This is a genomic window from Klebsiella aerogenes KCTC 2190 (genome assembly GCF_000215745.1).
In the GTDB taxonomy this organism is placed as follows: Bacteria; Pseudomonadota; Gammaproteobacteria; order Enterobacterales; family Enterobacteriaceae; genus Klebsiella; species Klebsiella aerogenes.
In genome coordinates this window covers 173,028-191,859 of sequence record NC_015663.1, presented here as the reverse complement: position 1 = coordinate 191,859, position 18,832 = coordinate 173,028, and the positions used below count along the sequence as shown (strand labels likewise).

14 protein-coding genes and 1 pseudogene are annotated in these 18,832 nt (G+C 56.7%); 10 read left to right on the top strand and 5 right to left on the bottom strand.

Features of this window, described 5'->3' with window-relative positions:
• Positions 1-20: 20 nt before the first annotated feature.
• Positions 21-317, top strand: a complete 297-nt coding sequence (gene nadS, locus EAE_RS00905) for a NadS family protein (RefSeq protein WP_015703180.1) — start codon at positions 21-23, stop codon at positions 315-317.
• A gap of 34 nt (positions 318-351) precedes the next feature.
• Here nadS and EAE_RS00900 read toward each other — a convergent pair whose 3' ends face one another.
• Complete coding sequence (locus EAE_RS00900) at positions 352-1,200, bottom strand: MurR/RpiR family transcriptional regulator (RefSeq protein WP_015370295.1); 849 nt, start codon at positions 1,198-1,200, stop codon at positions 352-354.
• 214 nt (positions 1,201-1,414) lie between these two features.
• On the opposite strand from EAE_RS00900, the gene yfhb reads away from it, so the two are divergent.
• Positions 1,415-2,050, top strand: coding sequence for a phosphatidylglycerophosphatase C (gene yfhb, locus EAE_RS00895; protein ID WP_015370297.1), 636 nt, complete (start codon positions 1,415-1,417; stop codon positions 2,048-2,050).
• A gap of 79 nt (positions 2,051-2,129) precedes the next feature.
• Positions 2,130-2,633 carry a tRNA adenosine(34) deaminase TadA gene (gene tadA / locus EAE_RS00890; RefSeq protein WP_015370298.1) on the top strand — a complete coding sequence of 168 codons (504 nt, stop codon included), beginning with the start codon at positions 2,130-2,132 and terminating at the stop codon, positions 2,631-2,633.
• On the opposite strand, the pseudogene mltF reads toward tadA, so the two are convergent.
• A pseudogene (mltF, locus tag EAE_RS00885) lies at positions 2,630-4,248 on the bottom strand (membrane-bound lytic murein transglycosylase MltF). The gene tadA and the pseudogene mltF sit on opposite strands and share 4 nt — an antisense overlap.
• A gap of 173 nt (positions 4,249-4,421) precedes the next feature.
• Between mltF and purL the strand changes: the two are divergent.
• The 5 genes from purL to glnB all read left to right on the top strand — a co-directional run bounded on the left by purL (position 4,422) and on the right by glnB (position 12,746).
• The gene (purL, locus tag EAE_RS00880; RefSeq protein ID WP_047079282.1) at positions 4,422-8,309 is read left to right on the top strand and encodes a phosphoribosylformylglycinamidine synthase; all 3,888 of its coding nucleotides are present in this window, start codon (positions 4,422-4,424) and stop codon (positions 8,307-8,309) included.
• Between the two features lie 562 nt (positions 8,310-8,871).
• Complete coding sequence (locus tag EAE_RS00875; RefSeq protein WP_015703178.1) at positions 8,872-10,308, top strand: sensor histidine kinase; 1,437 nt, start codon at positions 8,872-8,874, stop codon at positions 10,306-10,308.
• A gap of 17 nt (positions 10,309-10,325) precedes the next feature.
• Positions 10,326-11,018, top strand: coding sequence for a two-component system QseEF-associated lipoprotein QseG (gene qseG, locus EAE_RS00870; RefSeq protein WP_026612244.1), 693 nt, complete (start codon positions 10,326-10,328; stop codon positions 11,016-11,018).
• Entirely contained in the window at positions 11,005-12,342 is a 1,338-nt protein-coding gene (gene glrR, locus EAE_RS00865; RefSeq protein ID WP_015703177.1) for a two-component system response regulator GlrR, read from the top strand. Before qseG ends, glrR begins: the two co-directional genes overlap by 14 nt.
• Before the next feature lie 65 nt (positions 12,343-12,407).
• On the top strand, positions 12,408-12,746 hold the full coding sequence (gene glnB / locus EAE_RS00860) for a nitrogen regulatory protein P-II (RefSeq protein WP_002914032.1): 339 nt from the start codon (positions 12,408-12,410) through the stop codon (positions 12,744-12,746).
• 73 nt (positions 12,747-12,819) lie between these two features.
• On the opposite strand, the gene hmpA is transcribed toward glnB, so the two are convergent.
• The gene (gene hmpA / locus EAE_RS00855; protein ID WP_015370304.1) at positions 12,820-14,010 is read right to left on the bottom strand and encodes an NO-inducible flavohemoprotein; all 1,191 of its coding nucleotides are present in this window, start codon (positions 14,008-14,010) and stop codon (positions 12,820-12,822) included.
• 324 nt (positions 14,011-14,334) lie between these two features.
• On the opposite strand from hmpA, the gene glyA reads away from it, so the two are divergent.
• A complete protein-coding gene (gene glyA / locus EAE_RS00850; protein ID WP_015370305.1) occupies positions 14,335-15,588 on the top strand; it encodes a serine hydroxymethyltransferase in 1,254 nt (417 codons plus the stop codon).
• 56 nt (positions 15,589-15,644) lie between these two features.
• On the opposite strand, the gene EAE_RS00845 is transcribed toward glyA, so the two are convergent.
• On the bottom strand, positions 15,645-16,067 hold the full coding sequence (locus EAE_RS00845) for a DoxX family protein (RefSeq protein WP_015370306.1): 423 nt from the start codon (positions 16,065-16,067) through the stop codon (positions 15,645-15,647).
• A 299-nt stretch (positions 16,068-16,366) separates the two neighbouring features.
• Between EAE_RS00845 and EAE_RS00840 the strand changes: the two genes are divergently transcribed.
• Positions 16,367-17,503 (top strand): 3-phenylpropionate MFS transporter, encoded by a 1,137-nt coding sequence (locus EAE_RS00840; RefSeq protein ID WP_015370308.1) that lies wholly within the window; start codon positions 16,367-16,369, stop codon positions 17,501-17,503.
• Here EAE_RS00840 and csiE read toward each other — a convergent pair.
• The gene (csiE, locus tag EAE_RS00835) at positions 17,500-18,777 is read right to left on the bottom strand and encodes a stationary phase inducible protein CsiE (RefSeq protein ID WP_015703176.1); all 1,278 of its coding nucleotides are present in this window, start codon (positions 18,775-18,777) and stop codon (positions 17,500-17,502) included. The two genes, EAE_RS00840 and csiE, sit on opposite strands and share 4 nt — an antisense overlap.
• Positions 18,778-18,832: the final 55 nt, after the last annotated feature.

The following is an 18,832-nucleotide window of genomic DNA, read 5'->3' as shown; positions in this document are numbered from 1 at the left end:
ACGAGGGCGATGAGGTACAGATGAAAGACGAATTATTTGCCGATCTGCTGGCCAGTGCAGAAGAAATGGTGAGAATTGAAAAAGGTGAGCAAACCCCTGAACCACAGCATGTTCACACTTTTAGCCCGATTGATGTGAAAGCGATCCGCGAAGCGACTGGCTTAAAACAGCAGGATTTTGCTCTCGCCGTAGGCGTTAGCTATGACTTAGTTAAAAGCTGGGAAACTAAACGACGTCAGCCAACCGGGGCACCGCGAAAATTGCTGCTTTTATTACAGATAAATCCTTTTATTATCAATCAGCTAAAAACAATTTGATGTTTATGGGCATTGCCTGATGCCCATTTTCTACTCAGACCAGCTTTTTCACCAGCGCTTCGCTATGGCGTATGCGTTCCGGCGCGTGTTCAAGATCTTGCTGCACCAGCGCCATAAAGAGGAGATCGGTGAGCATCATTTGCGCGCTGGTGGAGGAGATGGCTGCGCTGCGCGTCGCCTGCTCCTCAGCGATGGTGTAAAGGCACTGCGAGGCCTGCTGCTGTAAGGCATTGGGAGTAAACCCGGTGATCGCGAGGATCTTGCTGCCGACGCGGAGCGCTTCAGCGGCCGCCATATTGATCTCGCGGCGTTCTCCGGAATAGGAGATAGCCAACAGCAGATCGTCCGCCGACATCGCCTGCACCGTTGCCAGCAGCGCATGCATATCCTGCTCGGCGACGGCGTTAATGCCAATTTTCATTAACTTCCAGCTAAAATTGCGCGCCACCAGCCCGGAGGCGCCGATGCCGGTAATGATCACCCGACGAGCATCGCGCAGCAGGGCCACTGCTTCCAGAAGTTTCTCTTCGCTGTTGACGTCCAGCGAGGCGTGCATCGCCGCGATGTTATCTTTGATCAGCTTTTCGCCTACCAGACGCAGCGGATCGTCGCCGCGAATTTGGTTATGTACCGGCACAGAGTGCGGATCCGGACTGCTGGCCAGCGCTTCGCTGAGCGCCAGTTTTAATGCCGGAAAGCCTTTGAACCCCATTTTTTGCGCGAACTTCACCACGCTGGACTGGCTGACGCCCGCTTCGCCCGCCAGCTGCTGCGAGCTGAGATGGCGGGTTTGGTCCGGCTGAGCCAGAATAAAGTCGGCAAGTTTTTTGTCGCTCGCCGCCAGCGACGGGTAACGTTGGCGGATGCGGATTAAACAGTTCATGGCTTCTCCGAAGGAGGGCGTTAGCGGCTGAAAGAATTTTGTATTCGATTATAAGTGGAATAGTACGAATTAAAAATTCTGCTGTGAAGAATTATGCGAATGGGTCAGATTCTGAATCTTACCTCAACCGTGGCAGACAATTTCGCGCTCGTCGCGGCAAGCCTGTTAAGCTATCGGCATCGCCAGGAAAATCCGTACCAGAAAGGAGTTCGGTTTGAACAGTAACGCGCGACGAGTTGTGTTTTTCGATCTTGATGGCACATTGCACCAGCAGGATATGTTCGGCAGCTTTATTCGTTACCTCTTACGTCGTCAACCGCTCAACATACTGTCAGTGGCGGCCTTGTCGCCAATAGTACTGCTGGGCCTGTTGGTTAACGGACGCGCGGCGCGCTGGCCGATGAGCCTGCTGCTGTGGGCTGCCACCTGCGGCCGGCGTGAAAGCCATCTTAAGCGTCTGGAGGCGGAGTTCGTTAGCTGGTTTCGCCAGCACGTGACCGCCTTTCCGGTGGTACAGGGCCGGCTAAACGACTATTTAACCAGTACCGATGCCGACGTCTGGCTGATTACCGGCTCACCGCAGTCGCTGGTGGAACAGGTCTATGCCGATACGCTTTGGCTGCCGCGCGTAAAGCTTATCGCCAGCCGCATGAGCCGCCGTCGCGGCGGCTGGGTGCTGACGCTGCGTTGCCTGGGCCATGAGAAAGTAGCGCAGCTGGAACAGCGGATCGGCGCGCCGCTACGCTTATATAGCGGCTATAGCGATAGCGAGCAGGATAACCCGCTACTCTGTTTTTGCCAGCATCGCTGGCGAGTGACGCCGCAGGGCGATCTCCAGCAGCTCGAATAATTCCGCTGCAGGCGAATTATTTGGGCGATATATAGCGCCCATGTATAATGCGCCCCGCTTTTTCTGCAGGAGTGCCGCTGTGTCTGACCACGAATTTAATGATGAATACTGGATGCGCCATGCGCTGACGTTGGCGAAACGCGCCTGGGAAGAGGGCGAGGTGCCGGTGGGCGCCGTGCTGGTGCATAACAATCAGGTCATCGGCGAGGGCTGGAACCGGCCAATTGGTCGTCACGATCCCACCGCCCATGCCGAAATTATGGCGCTGCGTCAGGGAGGGCTGGTCCTGCAGAACTATCGTTTAATTGATGCTACGCTGTACGTCACGCTGGAGCCTTGTGTGATGTGCGCCGGGGCGATGGTGCATAGCCGCATTTCGCGTCTGGTGTTCGGTGCCCGCGATGCTAAAACCGGCGCGGCCGGGTCGTTAATCGATGTGCTGCATCATCCGGGGATGAACCACCGGGTTGAAATTACCGAGGGAATTCTGGCTGAATCTTGCTCCGCGATGCTGAGCGACTTCTTCCGCTGGCGGCGGGAAGAGAAAAAGGCATTGAAGAAAGCGCGTCAGGAAGAGGGCTAACGTCCCATTGTCGGCAACTTCAGCTTAACGTTGTCGACGAGCTTTTCGCCGCGGAATTTAAAGAAGGGCATCGCATACTCTTTATGCTCGCTATCGAGTTCTTCCGGCGCGACGGCTGGATAAGCTTCGGCAATCGCCATTTCTTGCGCCGCTTTCCTTTCCTGTTCAGACAAATATCCAACCAGGCTGATATGGTACTTACGAATATTTTCCACGTAGGCGTAAGCCTCATGGCCGCGGGCGTAGCCATATTTTAAGCGGCTGTAGTAGGGCTTCTGGCTCAGCAATGGCAGACGCTGCTTAACGTCGGACCAGCTGTTCGGGTTGCCTTTTTGTTTTTAGTCAGCGCCATTGCGTCAAGCATATGCGCGTAGCCCATATTATAGGCCGCCAGCGCAAACCAGATCCGCTCCTCTTTCGGGATCGCCTCCGGCACTTTGGCCATCATATCCTGCAGATAGCGCATGCCGCCGTCGAGGCTCTGTTCGGCATCGGTACGATCGGTCAGACCTAAACTTTGGGCAGTGTTACGGGTTAGCATCATCATACCGCGCACGCCGGTCGGCGAGGTGGCCTGCGGATCCCAGTGCGACTCCTGCCAGGCAATCGCCGCCAGCAGTCGCCAGTCGATCTGTCGGGCGTATTTCTCAAACAGCGGCTTCAGATCCGGCAGCGTATTCTGTACCGCGCGCAGGAAGGTGCGGGTATCAACATAGTCGAAGTCGTTGCCGTGGCCGAGATACTTCTCTTCCAGGCGGGCGAGGGTGCCGTCTTCATTCATACTATTAAAGAAATCGAGCATGGCTGCCGATAGTGAATTGTCTTCGCTTTTTTCGCTAAACCAGGTGACCGGCTGTTCATCGCTGATGTCGAGAGCCACCGCCAGCTCCGGATGTACGCGCTGGAACAGGCTGACGGCGACGGAATCGGCGACGGTATATTCCAGCGTGCCGTCGATGACCGCCTGCATCAGGGCGGTGGTGCCGCGCTTTTCATCAACGCGCCAGTTGAGGTCCGGGTATTTGCTCTCCTTCAGCGCCTGCAAGTCGTTGAGGGCGACGTGGCCTGGGGCGATGGCGAGCTGTTCGGCGTTGATCCCGGCCAGCGTACGCGGACGATTACCGCCAACGCGATAGACCAGCTGCTGCGAAACGGAATAATAGGTGGGGCCCGCCTGATAGTTCTTTACCCGCTCGGTGTTATAGACCAGCCCGGCGGCCAGCATATCGGTTTTACCGGCATCGAGATCGTCAAATAGCTGGCTAATATTCTGCCGCACGGTGACTTTCAGCTTCACCCCAAGGTAATCGGCGAAGCGTTTCGCCAGTTCGTAATCGAGACCGTAGTCTTTGTTGTTGATGGCGGCGTAGGTCAGCGGCGAGTTAATTGTACTCACGCGCAGTTCGCCGCGAGCAATGATCCCGGCAACGCGGTTCTCCGGTTTTCCCATCCACGGTAAAGACGGCCACAGCGCCGCCGCCAACAAAAGGGTGACGACGCCGATCAGCAGATAATTAATCTTTAATTTTTTCAAATAGTTAATTTTCTGCAGCGTGGAGTTCCTCAGCTGGGTATATCCGGAAAAAGTAAAAGGTTGCCGTAAGTTGAGCGGCATTTTGCTTAAGAATGCGCCAGTTGGCAACATATTCGCGATTCATGTCACATTTATTGATAAAACTGATGAATTATTTTATTTCTACGCAAACGGTTTCGTCGGGGCTCAGGATTCTCTATAATGGCGCCCGTTTCCCCCTGGCTCACCTTGAAAGCTTCGAAGACGAGAGACTTATGATGGATATTTTGCGTGGTTCACCTGCACTGTCGGCATTCCGTATCAACAAACTGCTGGCACGTTTTCAGGCGGCCAACCTGCCGGTTAGCACCTTATACGCGGAGTATGTTCACTTTGCCGACCTGAGCGCCCCGCTAAGCGATGAGGAGCGCGAAAGACTGGTCAGACTGCTTAAATATGGCCCAAGCCTCAGCAGCCATACGCCAACCGGTAAATTACTGCTCGTCACCCCTCGCCCCGGCACTATCTCCCCCTGGTCCTCCAAAGCTACCGACATCGCCCATAACTGCGGTTTATCGCAGGTCGTGCGGCTGGAACGCGGCGTGGCGTACTACGTTGAAGCACAGGGTCTGAGCGATGCGCAGTGGGACGCCGTTGCGGCGGAGCTGCACGATCGCATGATGGAGAGCGTTTTCACTGAGCTGGAAGAGGGAGAGAAGCTGTTTGCTCATCATCAGCCGACACCGGTGGCCAGCGTGGACCTGTTGGGCCAGGGACGTCAGGCGCTGATTGACGCCAACCTCCGTCTGGGGCTGGCGCTGGCCGATGACGAAATCGACTACCTGCAGGACGCATTCGTTAAGCTTGGCCGCAATCCGAACGACATTGAACTGTATATGTTCGCGCAGGCCAACTCGGAACATTGCCGCCACAAAATTTTTAACGCCGACTGGATTATCGACGGCCAACAACAGCCGAAGTCGCTGTTTAAAATGATTAAGAATACCTTCGAGAAAAACCCGGAATATGTGCTGTCTGCCTATAAAGACAACGCCGCGGTAATGGAAGGTTCCGAAGTCGGACGCTATTTCGCCGACTACCAGACCGGGCGCTATGACTTCCATCAGGAGCCGGCGCACATTCTGATGAAAGTTGAAACTCACAACCACCCGACGGCGATTTCGCCGTGGCCGGGCGCCGCAACCGGCTCCGGCGGCGAGATCCGCGACGAAGGCGCCACGGGGCGCGGCGCGAAGCCGAAAGCGGGTCTGGTCGGCTTCTCGGTGTCTAACCTGCGTATCCCGGGTTTTGAACAGCCGTGGGAAGAGGATTTCGGTAAACCTGAGCGTATCGTGACCGCGCTGGATATCATGACCGAAGGCCCGCTGGGCGGCGCGGCGTTTAACAACGAATTTGGTCGTCCGGCGCTGAATGGCTACTTCCGTACCTATGAAGAGAAAGTGACCAGCCACAATGGCGAAGAGCTGCGCGGCTATCACAAACCGATCATGCTGGCGGGCGGTATTGGCAACATCCGCGGCGAGCACGTCCAGAAGGGCGAAATCACCGTTGGCGCCAAGCTTATCGTGCTGGGCGGCCCGGCGATGAACATTGGTCTCGGCGGCGGCGCGGCGTCATCCATGGCTTCCGGCCAGTCTGATGCCGATCTGGATTTCGCCTCTGTACAGCGCGACAACCCGGAAATGGAGCGACGCTGTCAGGAAGTGATCGACCGCTGCTGGCAGCTGGGCGATGCGAACCCGATTCTGTTTATCCACGACGTTGGCGCGGGCGGTCTCTCTAACGCCATGCCGGAGCTGGTGAGCGATGGCGGCCGCGGCGGAAAATTCCAGCTGCGCGATATCCTCAGCGATGAGCCGGGCATGAGCCCGCTGGAGATCTGGTGTAACGAATCCCAGGAGCGTTACGTTCTGGCGGTCGCGCCGGAACAGCTGCCGCTGTTTGAAGAGCTGTGCCGCCGCGAGCGCGCGCCTTATGCGGTGATCGGCGAAGCCACGGCGGAGCAACACCTTAGCCTGAGCGACAGCCACTTTAACGATCGGCCGATCGACCTGCCGCTGGACGTCCTGCTCGGCAAAACGCCGAAAATGACGCGTGACGTGCAAACGCTGAAAGCGCAGGGCAGCGAGCTGGATCGTCAACCAATGACGATTGCCGATGCGGTTAACCGCGTGCTGCATCTGCCGACGGTGGCTGAGAAAACCTTCCTTGTGACCATCGGCGATCGCACCGTGACCGGTATGGTGGCGCGTGACCAGATGGTGGGGCCGTGGCAGATCCCGGTCGCCAACTGCGCGGTGACCACCGCCAGCCTCGATAGCTACTACGGCGAAGCGATGGCGATGGGTGAACGCGCACCGGTTGCGCTGCTCGACTTTGCCGCCTCTGCCCGCCTGGCGGTCGGCGAAGCGTTGACAAACATCGCCGCTACGCAGATTGGCGAACTCAACCGCGTCAAACTGTCGGCAAACTGGATGGCGGCAGCCGGTCACCCGGGTGAAGACGCCGGCCTGTATGAGGCGGTAAAAGCAGTCGGTGAAGAACTGTGTCCAGCGCTGGGCCTGACTATCCCGGTGGGTAAAGACTCAATGTCGATGAAAACCCGCTGGCAGGAAGGAAGCGAGCAGCGCGAAATGACCTCGCCGCTGTCGCTGGTGATCTCCGCGTTTGCCCGCGTTGAAGACGTGCGCGGCACCGTGACTCCGCAACTCTCTACGGAAGATAACGCCCTGCTGCTGATCGATCTCGGCAAAGGTCGTAACGCGCTGGGCGCCACCGCGCTGGCGCAGGTCTATCGCCAGCTAGGCGACCAGCCGGCCGACGTGCGTGATGTCGCGCAGCTGAAAGGCTTCTGGGACGCGATGCAGGCACTGGTGGCGCAGCGTAAACTGCTGGCCTACCACGACCGCTCCGATGGCGGACTGTTAGTGACGCTGGCGGAAATGGCGTTCGCCGGTCACTGCGGCGTAACTGCCGATATCGCCGCGCTGGGCGACGATCGTCTGGCGGCGCTGTTCAACGAAGAATTGGGCGCGGTGATTCAGGTTCGCGCCGCGGATCGCGAAGCGGTGGAAGCGCTGCTGGCGATGAATGGTCTGGCAGATTGCGTGCACTACTTAGGCCAGGCGACGGCAGGCGATCGTTTTGTTATCACCGCCGACGGTCAGCCGCTGTTCAGCGAAAGCCGCACCACGCTGCGTATGTGGTGGGCGGAGACCACCTGGCAGATGCAGCGCCTGCGCGATAACCCGGAATGCGCCGATCAGGAGCACCAGGCGAAGTCTAACGATAGCGACCCGGGTCTTAACGTTAAGCTGTCGTTTGATATCAATGAAGATGTTGCCGCGCCGTATATTGCGACCGGCGCGCGCCCGAAAGTGGCCGTGCTGCGCGAGCAGGGGGTTAACTCTCACGTTGAAATGGCGGCCGCTTTCCATCGCGCCGGCTTCGATGCCATCGATGTGCATATGAGCGATCTGCTGGCGGGTCGTACCGGTCTTGGCGACTTCCATACGCTGGTGGCCTGCGGCGGTTTCTCCTACGGTGACGTACTGGGGGCAGGCGAAGGTTGGGCGAAATCGATTCTGTTCAACGAACGCGTACGCGATGAGTTCGCCACTTTCTTCCATCGCCCGCAGACGCTGGCGCTGGGCGTGTGTAACGGTTGTCAGATGATGTCCAACCTGCGTGAGCTGATCCCTGGAAGCGACCTGTGGCCGCGCTTCGTACGCAACCACTCTGACCGCTTTGAAGCGCGTTTCAGCCTGGTTGAAGTCACCCAGAGCCCATCGCTGCTGCTGCAGGGCATGGCCGGTTCGATGATGCCGATTGCCGTTTCTCACGGCGAAGGGCAGGTGGAGGTGCGGGACAGCGCGCACCTGGCCGCGCTTGAAAGCAAAGGCCTGGTGGCGCTACGTTTCGTCGATAACTTCGGCAAAGTGACGCAAACCTATCCGGCGAACCCGAACGGCTCGGTGAACGGCATTACCGCGGTGACCAGCGAAAGCGGTCGCGCGACGATCATGATGCCGCACCCGGAACGCGTCTTCCGTACCGTCAGTAACTCCTGGCACCCGGAAAACTGGGGTGAAGACAGCCCATGGATGCGTATCTTCCGCAACGCGCGTAAGCAACTGGGTTAATACCGCTAAGTTGATGAAAACGGGCCCCCTGTTAATTCAGGGGGCTTTTTTATTTGTGATCGAGGCCGTATCAGAGTGTCGGGAATTACCGACAGACGCGGTTTAATGGTGTCTCTGAATGACGACACTTAAGCTATTGATTTTAAATATGTGTAATTGAGGACTGATTTGTTGTTGCCAATTGGCGACACTATGGTCAAAGAATAGACAAATGAATTTTAGTGGGTTATTGCATGTAATTCGTTATATATCATACTGTTAATAATTTGTTTTGAAAGGTGGCATAGTTCGTGCATAATAATCAGCAGTGGCTCATTCACCTTCTTATGTCAGCCCCTTCGGGAAGCGCTACATAAACTTCGAATGACGCACAAACAGGTGCCTGCCGTCCAACTCCTGATAACAGCTCTGCTTTATCAGTCATCGGGCGAAACGTCGAGTAAGGCACCGCCTCATTCCTTAATAAAGGCAGGCTTTAGAGCCTGCCTTTATTGTTTCTGCCGTGGATGTTTCCGCCATCCTCAGTTAGCATCTTCAGGAGCTAATGGTTGAGGCTATATCTTTGAAGCGATTCTCTCTTTTCCCCCGTTCCTTGCGCCAACTGGTGACGCTGTCCTTTGTGCTGATCATGCTGCCGCTGTTGGTGCTGGCATGGCAGGCCTGGCAAAGCCTGAACGCGCTCAGCGCCCAGGCCGCGCATATTAACCGCACCACCTTGACTGATGCGCGGCGTAGCGAAGCGATGGTCAACGCCTCGCTGGAAATGGAGCGTAGCTATCTCCAGTATTGCGTGCTGGACGATCCTACTCTTGAGCGGGTCTATCAAAATCAACGTAAGCGTTATAGCGAAATGCTTGAGGCGCTCTCCGGCGTGTTGCCGGATGCTCACATTTGGCAGACCCTGCGGCAGAACCTCGCCGACCTGGCCCAATTGCGTTGCCATAATAGCGCGCCGGACGTCAAAGCCGCGGCGAGCCTCGAAGCCTTTGCCGATGCTAACAGTGAAATGGTGCAAGCGACCCGCACGGTAATCTTCTCCCGCGGCCAGCAGCTACAGCAGGAGATCGCCGAGCGCGGGCAGTTCTTCGGCTGGCAGGCGCTGGTTCTGTTTCTGCTGAGCCTGACGCTGGTTTTGCTGTTTACCCGCATGATCATCGGCCCGGTGAAGGGCATCGAGAAGATGATTAACCGCCTGGGAGAGGGAAAGTCGCTGGATGATGCGGCACTGTTCACCGGCCCGCGCGAACTGCGATCGGTCGGTAAACGGATTATCTGGTTGAGTGAACGTCTGGCGTGGCTAGAGTCCCAACGCCACCAGTTTCTTCGTCATCTGTCACATGAACTGAAAACACCGCTCGCCAGCATGCGTGAAGGTACGGAACTGCTGGCGGACCGGGTAGCGGGGCCGCTGACGACGGAACAGCAAGAAATCGTTGAGATCCTTGATAACAGCAGCCGCAATCTGCAAAAGCTGATCGAACAGCTGCTCGACTATAACCGCAAACTGGCCGATGGCCCGGTCGAGCGGCAGAAAGTGGATATTGCCGAACTGGCGCAGACCGTCGTTTCCGCGCATAGTTTACCGGCAAGAGCCAAGATGATGTCTACCGAGCTGGCGCTGGGTGAACGCTTCTGCCTGGCGGAGCCGACGTTGCTGACCAGCGTGCTTGATAATCTGTACTCCAATGCGGTGCACTATGGCGCTGAATCCGGTAACATTCGGATTCATAGTTACCGCCACGGCGAGCAGGTTCGTATCGATGTCGCCAATAGCGGCGAGCCGATCCCCGTCGCCGAAAGAAATATGATTTTCGAGCCTTTTTATCAGGGAAGCCACCTGCGTAAAGGGGCAGTAAAAGGCAGCGGTCTGGGGTTGAGTATCGCCCGCGACTGCGTACGGCAAATGCAGGGAGAGCTGAGCCTGGTCGATGATAATCCCGGGTTCATCTGTTTTCGCATCTCGCTCCCCGCCGCTGAGCCGGGAAAAACCAACACATGAATCAACATTGGGTGAATATGTCCCTCTTTTTCGCATTGCGCCGTCCTTTACGGGGATGGCTGCTGTCGGGCCTATGCTGCCTGACGCTGGCGGGTTGTTCTGCCGCTATGTCGCCGCGCGCCGCAGACGGCAATGCGCCGCCCGAGCTACCGGAACATCAGGTGGCGGATTTTCTCTCCGTAGATTGCGCCAATATCTGGTCGCTGGAAAACGATGCCAGTGATAAGAACCCGCTGTATTGGCTGCGTGGTATTGACTGCGCGGATCGCCTGGCGCCGGTACAAGCCCGCGCCGAAGCCAAATTGCATAACGATGATAACTGGCAGGATGCGTTGAAACGCGGCATTCTGCTGGCCGACGCCAAAATCACCCCCGATGAGCGTCGCGAAATGGTTGCCCGCATCGACAGCTTTAGCCCGCAAATCGCCGCGCAGGTTCGCCCGCTGTACCGGCTGTGGCGCGACGGCCAGGCCCGGCAATTGCAGTTATTTGAGGAGCGCTCCCGCTACGGCAAACTCCAGCAATCGAGCGATGCTGAACTGGAAACCTTGCGTCAGCAGGAGCAGCAGTTGCGTAGTCAACTGGAGCTGACCACCCGCAAGCTGGAAAACCTTACCGATATTGAGCGCCAGCTCTCCAGCCGTAAGCCCGGCGGCAATTTTAATAGCGGTAGCGACAAGGTACCGGAGGTGATCCATGACGATCCGTAAACCCGCCCACCTGTTGCTGGTGGACGACGATCCGGGGCTGTTAAAGCTGCTGGGGATGCGACTGGTCAGTGAGGGTTATAGCGTGGTCACGGCGGAAAGCGGGCCCGAGGCGCTACGCGTGCTGACGCGCGAGCGGGTGGACCTGGTGGTGAGCGATTTACGCATGGATGAAATGGACGGCCTGCAGCTGTTTGCTGAAATCCAGAAGGCGCAACCCGGCATGCCGGTCATCATCCTGACCGCCCACGGCTCTATTCCTGACGCCGTTGCCGCTACCCAGAAAGGGGTGTTTAGTTTTCTGACTAAACCGGTCGATAAAGACGCGCTATATAAAGCGATTGACGATGCTCTCGAGCAGAGCTCGCCGGCCACCGACGAGCGCTGGCGACAGGCGATTGTCACCCGTAGTCCACAGATGCTGCGGCTGCTGGAGCAGGCCGGTATGGTGGCGCAGTCTGACGTTAGCGTGTTGATTATCGGCCAGAGCGGTACCGGGAAAGAGATTGTCGCCCAGGCGATCCACAACGCCAGCCCGCGCCACGAAAAACCGTTTATCGCGATTAACTGCGGCGCGTTGCCGGAACAATTACTGGAGTCCGAACTGTTCGGCCACGCGCGCGGCGCCTTTACCGGCGCGGTCAGCAACCGCGAAGGGCTTTTTCAGGCCGCCGAGGGCGGTACGCTGTTTCTTGATGAAATCGGCGATATGCCCGTCGCGCTGCAGGTAAAGCTGCTGCGCGTCCTGCAGGAGCGTAAGGTGCGCCCGCTGGGCAGCAACCGCGATATCGACATCGACGTGCGCATTGTTTCGGCGACCCACCGCGATCTACCGAAGGCGATGGCGCGCGGCGAATTCCGCGAAGATCTGTTCTATCGGCTCAATGTCGTTAACTTGAAGATCCCGCCGCTTTCCGAGCGCGCGGAGGATATCCCGCTACTGGCCAATCATCTATTGCGCCAGTCCGCCGACCGTCACAAACCTTTCGTGCGCGCCTTCTCCACCGATGCGATGAAGCGGCTAATGGCCGCCAAATGGCCGGGCAACGTGCGTCAGTTGGTTAACGTGATTGAACAGTGTGTGGCGCTGACCTCATCGCCGGTGATCAGCGATGCGCTGGTGGAGCAGGCGCTGGAGGGGGAGAATACCGCGCTACCGACCTTCGTCGAGGCGCGTAATCAGTTTGAGCTCAACTACCTGCGTAAGCTTTTGCAGATAACCAAAGGTAACGTGACGCATGCCGCGCGGATGGCCGGGCGTAACCGCACCGAGTTTTACAAACTGCTGTCGCGCCACGAGCTCGACGCCAACGACTTTAAAGAGTAGCCCCGCGGCATAGCGCAAGCTATGATACGGTAAGCAACCGGTTACGCGACAAAGACAGGAAAACCATGAAAAAGATTGATGCGATTATTAAACCGTTCAAATTGGATGACGTGCGTGAAGCGCTGGCGGAAGTCGGTATCACCGGCATGACGGTGACGGAAGTCAAAGGGTTTGGTCGTCAGAAAGGGCATACCGAGCTGTACCGCGGCGCGGAATATATGGTGGATTTTCTGCCGAAGGTGAAAATTGAAATCGTGGTGACGGACGATATCGTCGATACCTGCGTCGATACCATCATTCGTACCGCCCAGACCGGTAAAATCGGCGACGGTAAAATCTTTGTCTTCGACGTGGCGCGGGTGATTCGTATCCGTACCGGTGAAGAAGACGACGCGGCGATTTAATCCTCGCCGCTCGCTGCAGTATTGCCGGGTGGCGCTGCGCTTACCCGGCCTACAAATCCCCGCGTCGTTGGGCTTACAGAACCTTATGCGGGCCGAAACATTCGTAATGAATGTTGTCTTTATTGACCCCTAATTCTACCAGCTGCTTCGCCGCAAACTGCATAAACGCTACCGGGCCGCAGAGATAGAATTGCATCTGCGGGTCGCGAATATTTTCCGCCAGCGGCGCTAAATCCATCAAACCTTCGCTATCAAAACGTCCTGCCTGACGGTCGGCCTCGCTCGGGCTGCGGTACCAGACGTGAGAGGTAAACTTCGGTAGCGCCGCGCCAAGCGCCTTCACTTCGTCCGCAAAGGCGTGAACGTCACCGTTTTCCGCCGCGTGGAACCAGTTCACCTGGCCCTGATGATGGCTTTTGGCCAGCGTATCCAGCATCGCCAGCATTGGCGTTTGGCCGACGCCGCCGGAGAGCAGGGTCACCGGCGTCTGCGCTTCCACGTTGAGGAAGAAGTCGCCCGCTGGCGCGGCTAAATAGACTACGTCGCCTTCGCTGGCGTGGTTATGCAGCCAGTTGGACACCTGGCCGCCATTCTCGCGTTTCACCGCGATGCGATAGCCTTTACCGTCCGCTCTGCGGGTCAGAGAGTATTGACGAATTTCCTGATATTCGAAGGCTTCCGGCTTCAACCAGATAGCCAGATACTGTCCTGGCTGGTAATCGGCGACCGGCTGACCGTCGACAGGCTCCAGTTCAAAGCTGGTAATAAGCTGGCTGCGCGGGGTCTTCTTAACAATGCGGAACGCGCGGGTACCTTCCCAGCCGCCATTTTTACTGGCGTTATCCTGATAGATCTCCGCTTCGCGGTTGATGAAGACGTTCGCCAGCACCCCGTAGGCTTTGCCCCAGGCGTCGAGTACTTCCTGGCCTGGGCTAAACATTTCGTCGAGGGTCGCCAGCAGATGGCTGCCGACAATATTGTACTGCTCCGGTTTAATCTGGAAGCTGGTATGTTTCTGGGCGATTTTTTCAACCGCCGGCAGCAGGGCCGGCAGGTTGTCGATATTACTGGCGTAGGCGGCGATAGCGTTGAACAGCGCTTCGCGCTGGTCGCCGTTGCGCTGGTTACTCATATTGAAGATCTCTTTGAGCTCCGGGTTATGAGTAAACATGCGGTCATAAAAATGCGCGGTTAGCTTTGGGCCGGTCTCTACAAGCAGGGGAATGGTGGCTTTGACCGTGGCGATGGTTTGAGCGTCGAGCATAGCAGCTTCCTTAAATGTTATCCTATTGATGCATTTCAAATGCATCTTATATAAATAACCCTGCTATGTAAATGGTTCTTTATCACTTTGCCGCAAAGCAGTTACAACATGAAGAATTTGCATCACAAACCTGAAAAGAAATCCGTTGATAATGTTTGATGCGTTATTGCTCAAAGCCTTGTGTGCTGTGGAGCCAATCGTTTGCGTAAAATCCTTTGTCAAGACCTGTTATCACAGAATGATTCGGTTATACTGTGGGCCGTTGTCCATCAGGACCGCCTTTTTAGGCCAAAATTTTATCGTTAGCTGAGTCAGGAGATGCGGATGTTAAAGCGTGAAATGAACATTGCCGATTATGATGCCGAACTGTGGCAGGCTATGGAGCAGGAAAAAGTACGTCAGGAAGAGCACATCGAACTGATCGCCTCCGAGAACTACACCAGTCCGCGCGTGATGCAGGCTCAGGGTTCCCAGCTGACTAACAAATATGCCGAAGGTTATCCGGGCAAGCGCTACTACGGTGGCTGCGAGTACGTGGATATCGTTGAGCAACTGGCTATCGACCGCGCGAAAGAACTGTTCGGCGCCGACTACGCTAACGTGCAGCCGCACTCCGGCTCGCAGGCTAACTTTGCCGTCTATACCGCTCTGCTGCAACCAGGCGATACCGTGCTGGGTATGAACCTGGCGCAAGGCGGCCACCTGACCCACGGTTCCCCGGTTAACTTCTCCGGTAAACTGTACAACATCATTCCTTACGGTATCGATGAGTCCGGTAAAATTGACTACGAAGACATGGCGAAGCAGGCCCAGGAGCACAAACCGAAGATGATCATCGGTGGCTTCTCCGCTTACTCCGGTATCGTTGACTGGGCGAAAATGCGTGAAATCGCTGACAGCATCGGCGCTTACCTGTTCGTCGATATGGCGCACGTAGCGGGCCTGATTGCCGCCGGCGTTTATCCGAACCCGGTTCCGCACGCCCACGTTGTTACTACTACCACCCACAAAACCCTGGCGGGTCCGCGCGGCGGCCTGATCCTGGCGAAAGGCGGTAGCGAAGAGCTGTACAAGAAACTGAACTCCGCCGTGTTCCCAAGCGCGCAGGGCGGCCCGCTGATGCACGTTATCGCCGCGAAAGCGGTGGCGCTGAAAGAAGCGATGGAGCCAGAGTTCAAAGTTTATCAGCAGCAGGTTGCCAAAAACGCCAAAGCGATGGTGGAAGTGTTCCTGAACCGCGGTTACAAAGTGGTTTCCGGCGGTACTGAAAACCACCTGTTCCTGCTGGATCTGGTAGATAAAAACCTGACCGGTAAAGAAGCTGACGCCGCCCTGGGCCGCGCCAACATCACCGTTAACAAAAACAGCGTACCGAACGATCCAAAGAGCCCGTTCGTGACTTCCGGTATCCGTATCGGTTCTCCGGCTGTGACTCGCCGCGGCTTTAAAGAAGCGGAAGTGAAAGAGCTGGCTGGCTGGATGTGCGACGTTCTCGACAATATCAACGACGAAGCTGTTATTGAGCGCGTCAAAGGTAAAGTGCTGGATATCTGCGCTCGTTTCCCGGTTTACGCGTAATCTTGCCGCGTTAAGATAAAAAAGGCCGCGATTGCGGCCTTTTTTGTGTCTGCTGGTTATCGACGGTCCAGCGAAATCGAACCTGGTCCGGTTATCGCCAGCAGCAGGAAGGCCCCGGCGATACTGACGTTCTTATAGAAGTTAATCATATTCGGCAATACCGCATCGCCGGTCATATCCCAGTAATGATGGCCGATAACCGCCGTACCCAGGGTGTAAAAGATAAAGATCACCGCCAGCGGGCGGGTGAAGAAACCTAAAATAATCAGAATAGCGGCGGGTACCTCCATGATGACCGCGATGATCGCCGCCAGCGTCGGCATCGGCGCGCCGGAAGAAGCCATATATTGTACCGTTCCGCTAAACCCCATCAGTTTCGGATAGCCAAAAATAATGAACAGCAGCACGATCGCAATACGTGCGATTAACAGCAGAACAGGGCGGGAAGAGCCAAAGTCAAAATAGCGTAGCGTGTTCATAATCAGTCCTTTATCACAGGCGTGTGATCTAAACGTAATACACATTTTTACTCCCCGCCACGCTGGGAAAATAATATTGTTGCGCCTCGTTGAGCGGCGATTAAGCCGATACGAGGGAAGCGCTCTGATGCCCGGTTATCGGATTTTTTTTCATACTGCCCGCCATGTCGCACACTCATCGCGTGACAAGGCTCACGATTTTAAGAGAAATGTACTTAACGACCATGAAGATAGTGAGACATGGGTTTGCTCAGTATGCGCTTTATCGCCAGACTAGAGCTTCCATTCGGGAGGGAATCATGGTCTTGCACTCCACGCGCTGGCTGGCGCTAAGTTACTTCACCTACTTTTTTAGCTACGGTATTTTTTTACCATTCTGGAGCGTCTGGCTGGCAGGCGTTGGCCTGACGCCCGAAACCATTGGCGTGCTGCTCGGCGCCGGGCTGGTGGCGCGTTTTCTGGGCAGCCTGCTAATTGCGCCGCGGGTCAGCGATCCTTCTCGTTTGATTAGCGCCTTGCGTATCCTGGCGTTGCTGACGCTGCTGTTTGCTCTCGCCTTCTGGGTCGGCGGGCAGGTGGCCTGGCTGATGGTGGTCATCGTCGGATTCAACCTCTTTTTCTCGCCGCTGGTACCCTTAACCGATGCGCTGGCCAACACCTGGCAAAAGCAGATCACCATGGATTACGGTCGGGTGCGGTTGTGGGGATCGATTGCTTTTGTCATCGGTTCTGCGCTGACCGGCAAGCTGGTGAGTCTGTTTGATTACCGGGCGATCCTGTTGTTGTTAAGCCTGGGCACCGCTTCGATGCTGTTGGGCATGCTGCTGAAACCTTCAGTGATGCCGCAGGGGGAGAGCCGCCATCAGGAGGCGGCCGGACTACCGGCGTGGCTTAGCCTGGTGCGGCAAAGCTGGCGTTTTCTAGCCTGCGTCTGTCTGTTGCAGGGGGCGCACGCCGCCTACTATGGCTTCAGCGCGTTATACTGGCAGCAGGCCGGTTATTCTGCCTCCGCCGTCGGTTATTTATGGTCGCTCGGCGTCGTCGCCGAAGTGGTGATTTTCGCCTTGAGTAAAAAAGTGTTCCGTCGGTTTAGCGCCCGCGACCTGCTGCTGCTCTCGGCGGTGTGCGGGGTGGCGCGCTGGACGATTATGGGCTGGACGACCGCGCTGCCATGGCTACTGGTCGCGCAGATCCTCCACTGCGGAACGTTTACCGTCTGTCATCTGGCGGCCATGCGCTATATCGCCGCGCGGCAGGGAAGTGAGGTTATCCGCCTGCAGGCCGTTTACTCGGCGGTGGCGATGGGCGGCAGCATCGCGGTGATGACGGTGTTTGCTGGTTTCCTCTACCAGCACCTGCATCAGGGCGTCTTCTGGGTGATGGCGCTGGTGGCGCTACCGGCGCTGATCGTGCGACCGAAGGCGGTGAGCGCCTAATCCTCAAGCATTTTGCAAATCTGCTGCCGCTGGTGATCGCTAAAATTCTCTTCAGCATGAAACAGCGGCGGCGAAAACAGCGGTAGCGCGGTGGTGTAAGGCGTGACCACTAAGGTCACATCCTTCGGCGCGCCTTGTTGCTGAAACTGAGTCACGCTTAAGTATTTAATATTCAGCGGCAGCAGCGTTAATTCCCGCAATTGCATTTCCAGCGCCTGTTCCAGTTCGCTATTTTCCCGCGTCAGCAGCACCACCTGCTTTTCATGCAGGTCGGCTTTTTGCATCAACCACGCGCCGAAAATCACCGCGATTAAGCTGACCTCTTCCTGATTAAATTGAATATGATAGGCCGTTTCGAAATCGCGTAATGCCTCCTGGGTGGTACGCATCAGGCGCGGATACAGGCGTCCGATCTCCTCCGGTAAAGCGTTATCAATACCGATGGCGAATACGCTGCGGTTCAACGCCTGCGAAAGATGGATATAGAGCTGGTCACTCAACCCTTGTTCATCGCTGAATGGCCGTCCCGCCAGATCCTGGAAACGATGGATCAAGCGGGAGATCGCCAGATGCAGGCGTCTGTCCTGTTGATGACCGTCGTGAATGGGATCCGGGGTTTTCAGTAACATAAACAGCAGGGTCAGGAAAAGTTGTTCGCCGGCGTGGGGCGTGGCGCTGACCCGGCGCTGCCAGTGGCGGACGATTTCGGCGGCGAGGTTAAATTCCGCCGCGGCCTGCGCCCAGTTGCGCTGCTCACGGGTGAAATCCGGCGACTGGCCCAGATGATGTTGTAGCAGGCAGTACTGAAGATACAGGCGCAGGAACTGACCGTCCCGGCAGTCGAACTGCCGATTGAGCGCGCGAGCGCAGCGATTCACCAGCGCCTGAAGATTGGTATCATCATATAAGGTTCGCGCGATACCCTGCTGTTTAAGCTGCGTTTTTAACGCCGGGGTAAAATGGTGATGAACGAAATGCGGGCACAGGCGTAGCCCACGCCGGAGAGCGTGCAGCAGGCACAGGCGTTGATCGAGCGCGGCGCCTTCAATCCGATAGCTGCCGTCCATCTGCGACGCGAGAGTCAGTCGATGATAACGCTGAATTTCGCGCCCCGTCTCCGCGATATCCTGTTGGGCCGTCGCCTCATCCACCTGGTTGAGCCTGACCAGCTGTTGCGGCGTGACGGATTGTCCCGGAAGATAGAACATCAGGAGCACCTGGCTACGGCGCTGTGGACTGGAAAGCGCAGATGGTGGTTCAATCACTGTCATCATCTGGTAAGTTCCAGTTAGGGTTTCAGCTAAGAATAGCCAAAGGATGCAGGGTGAG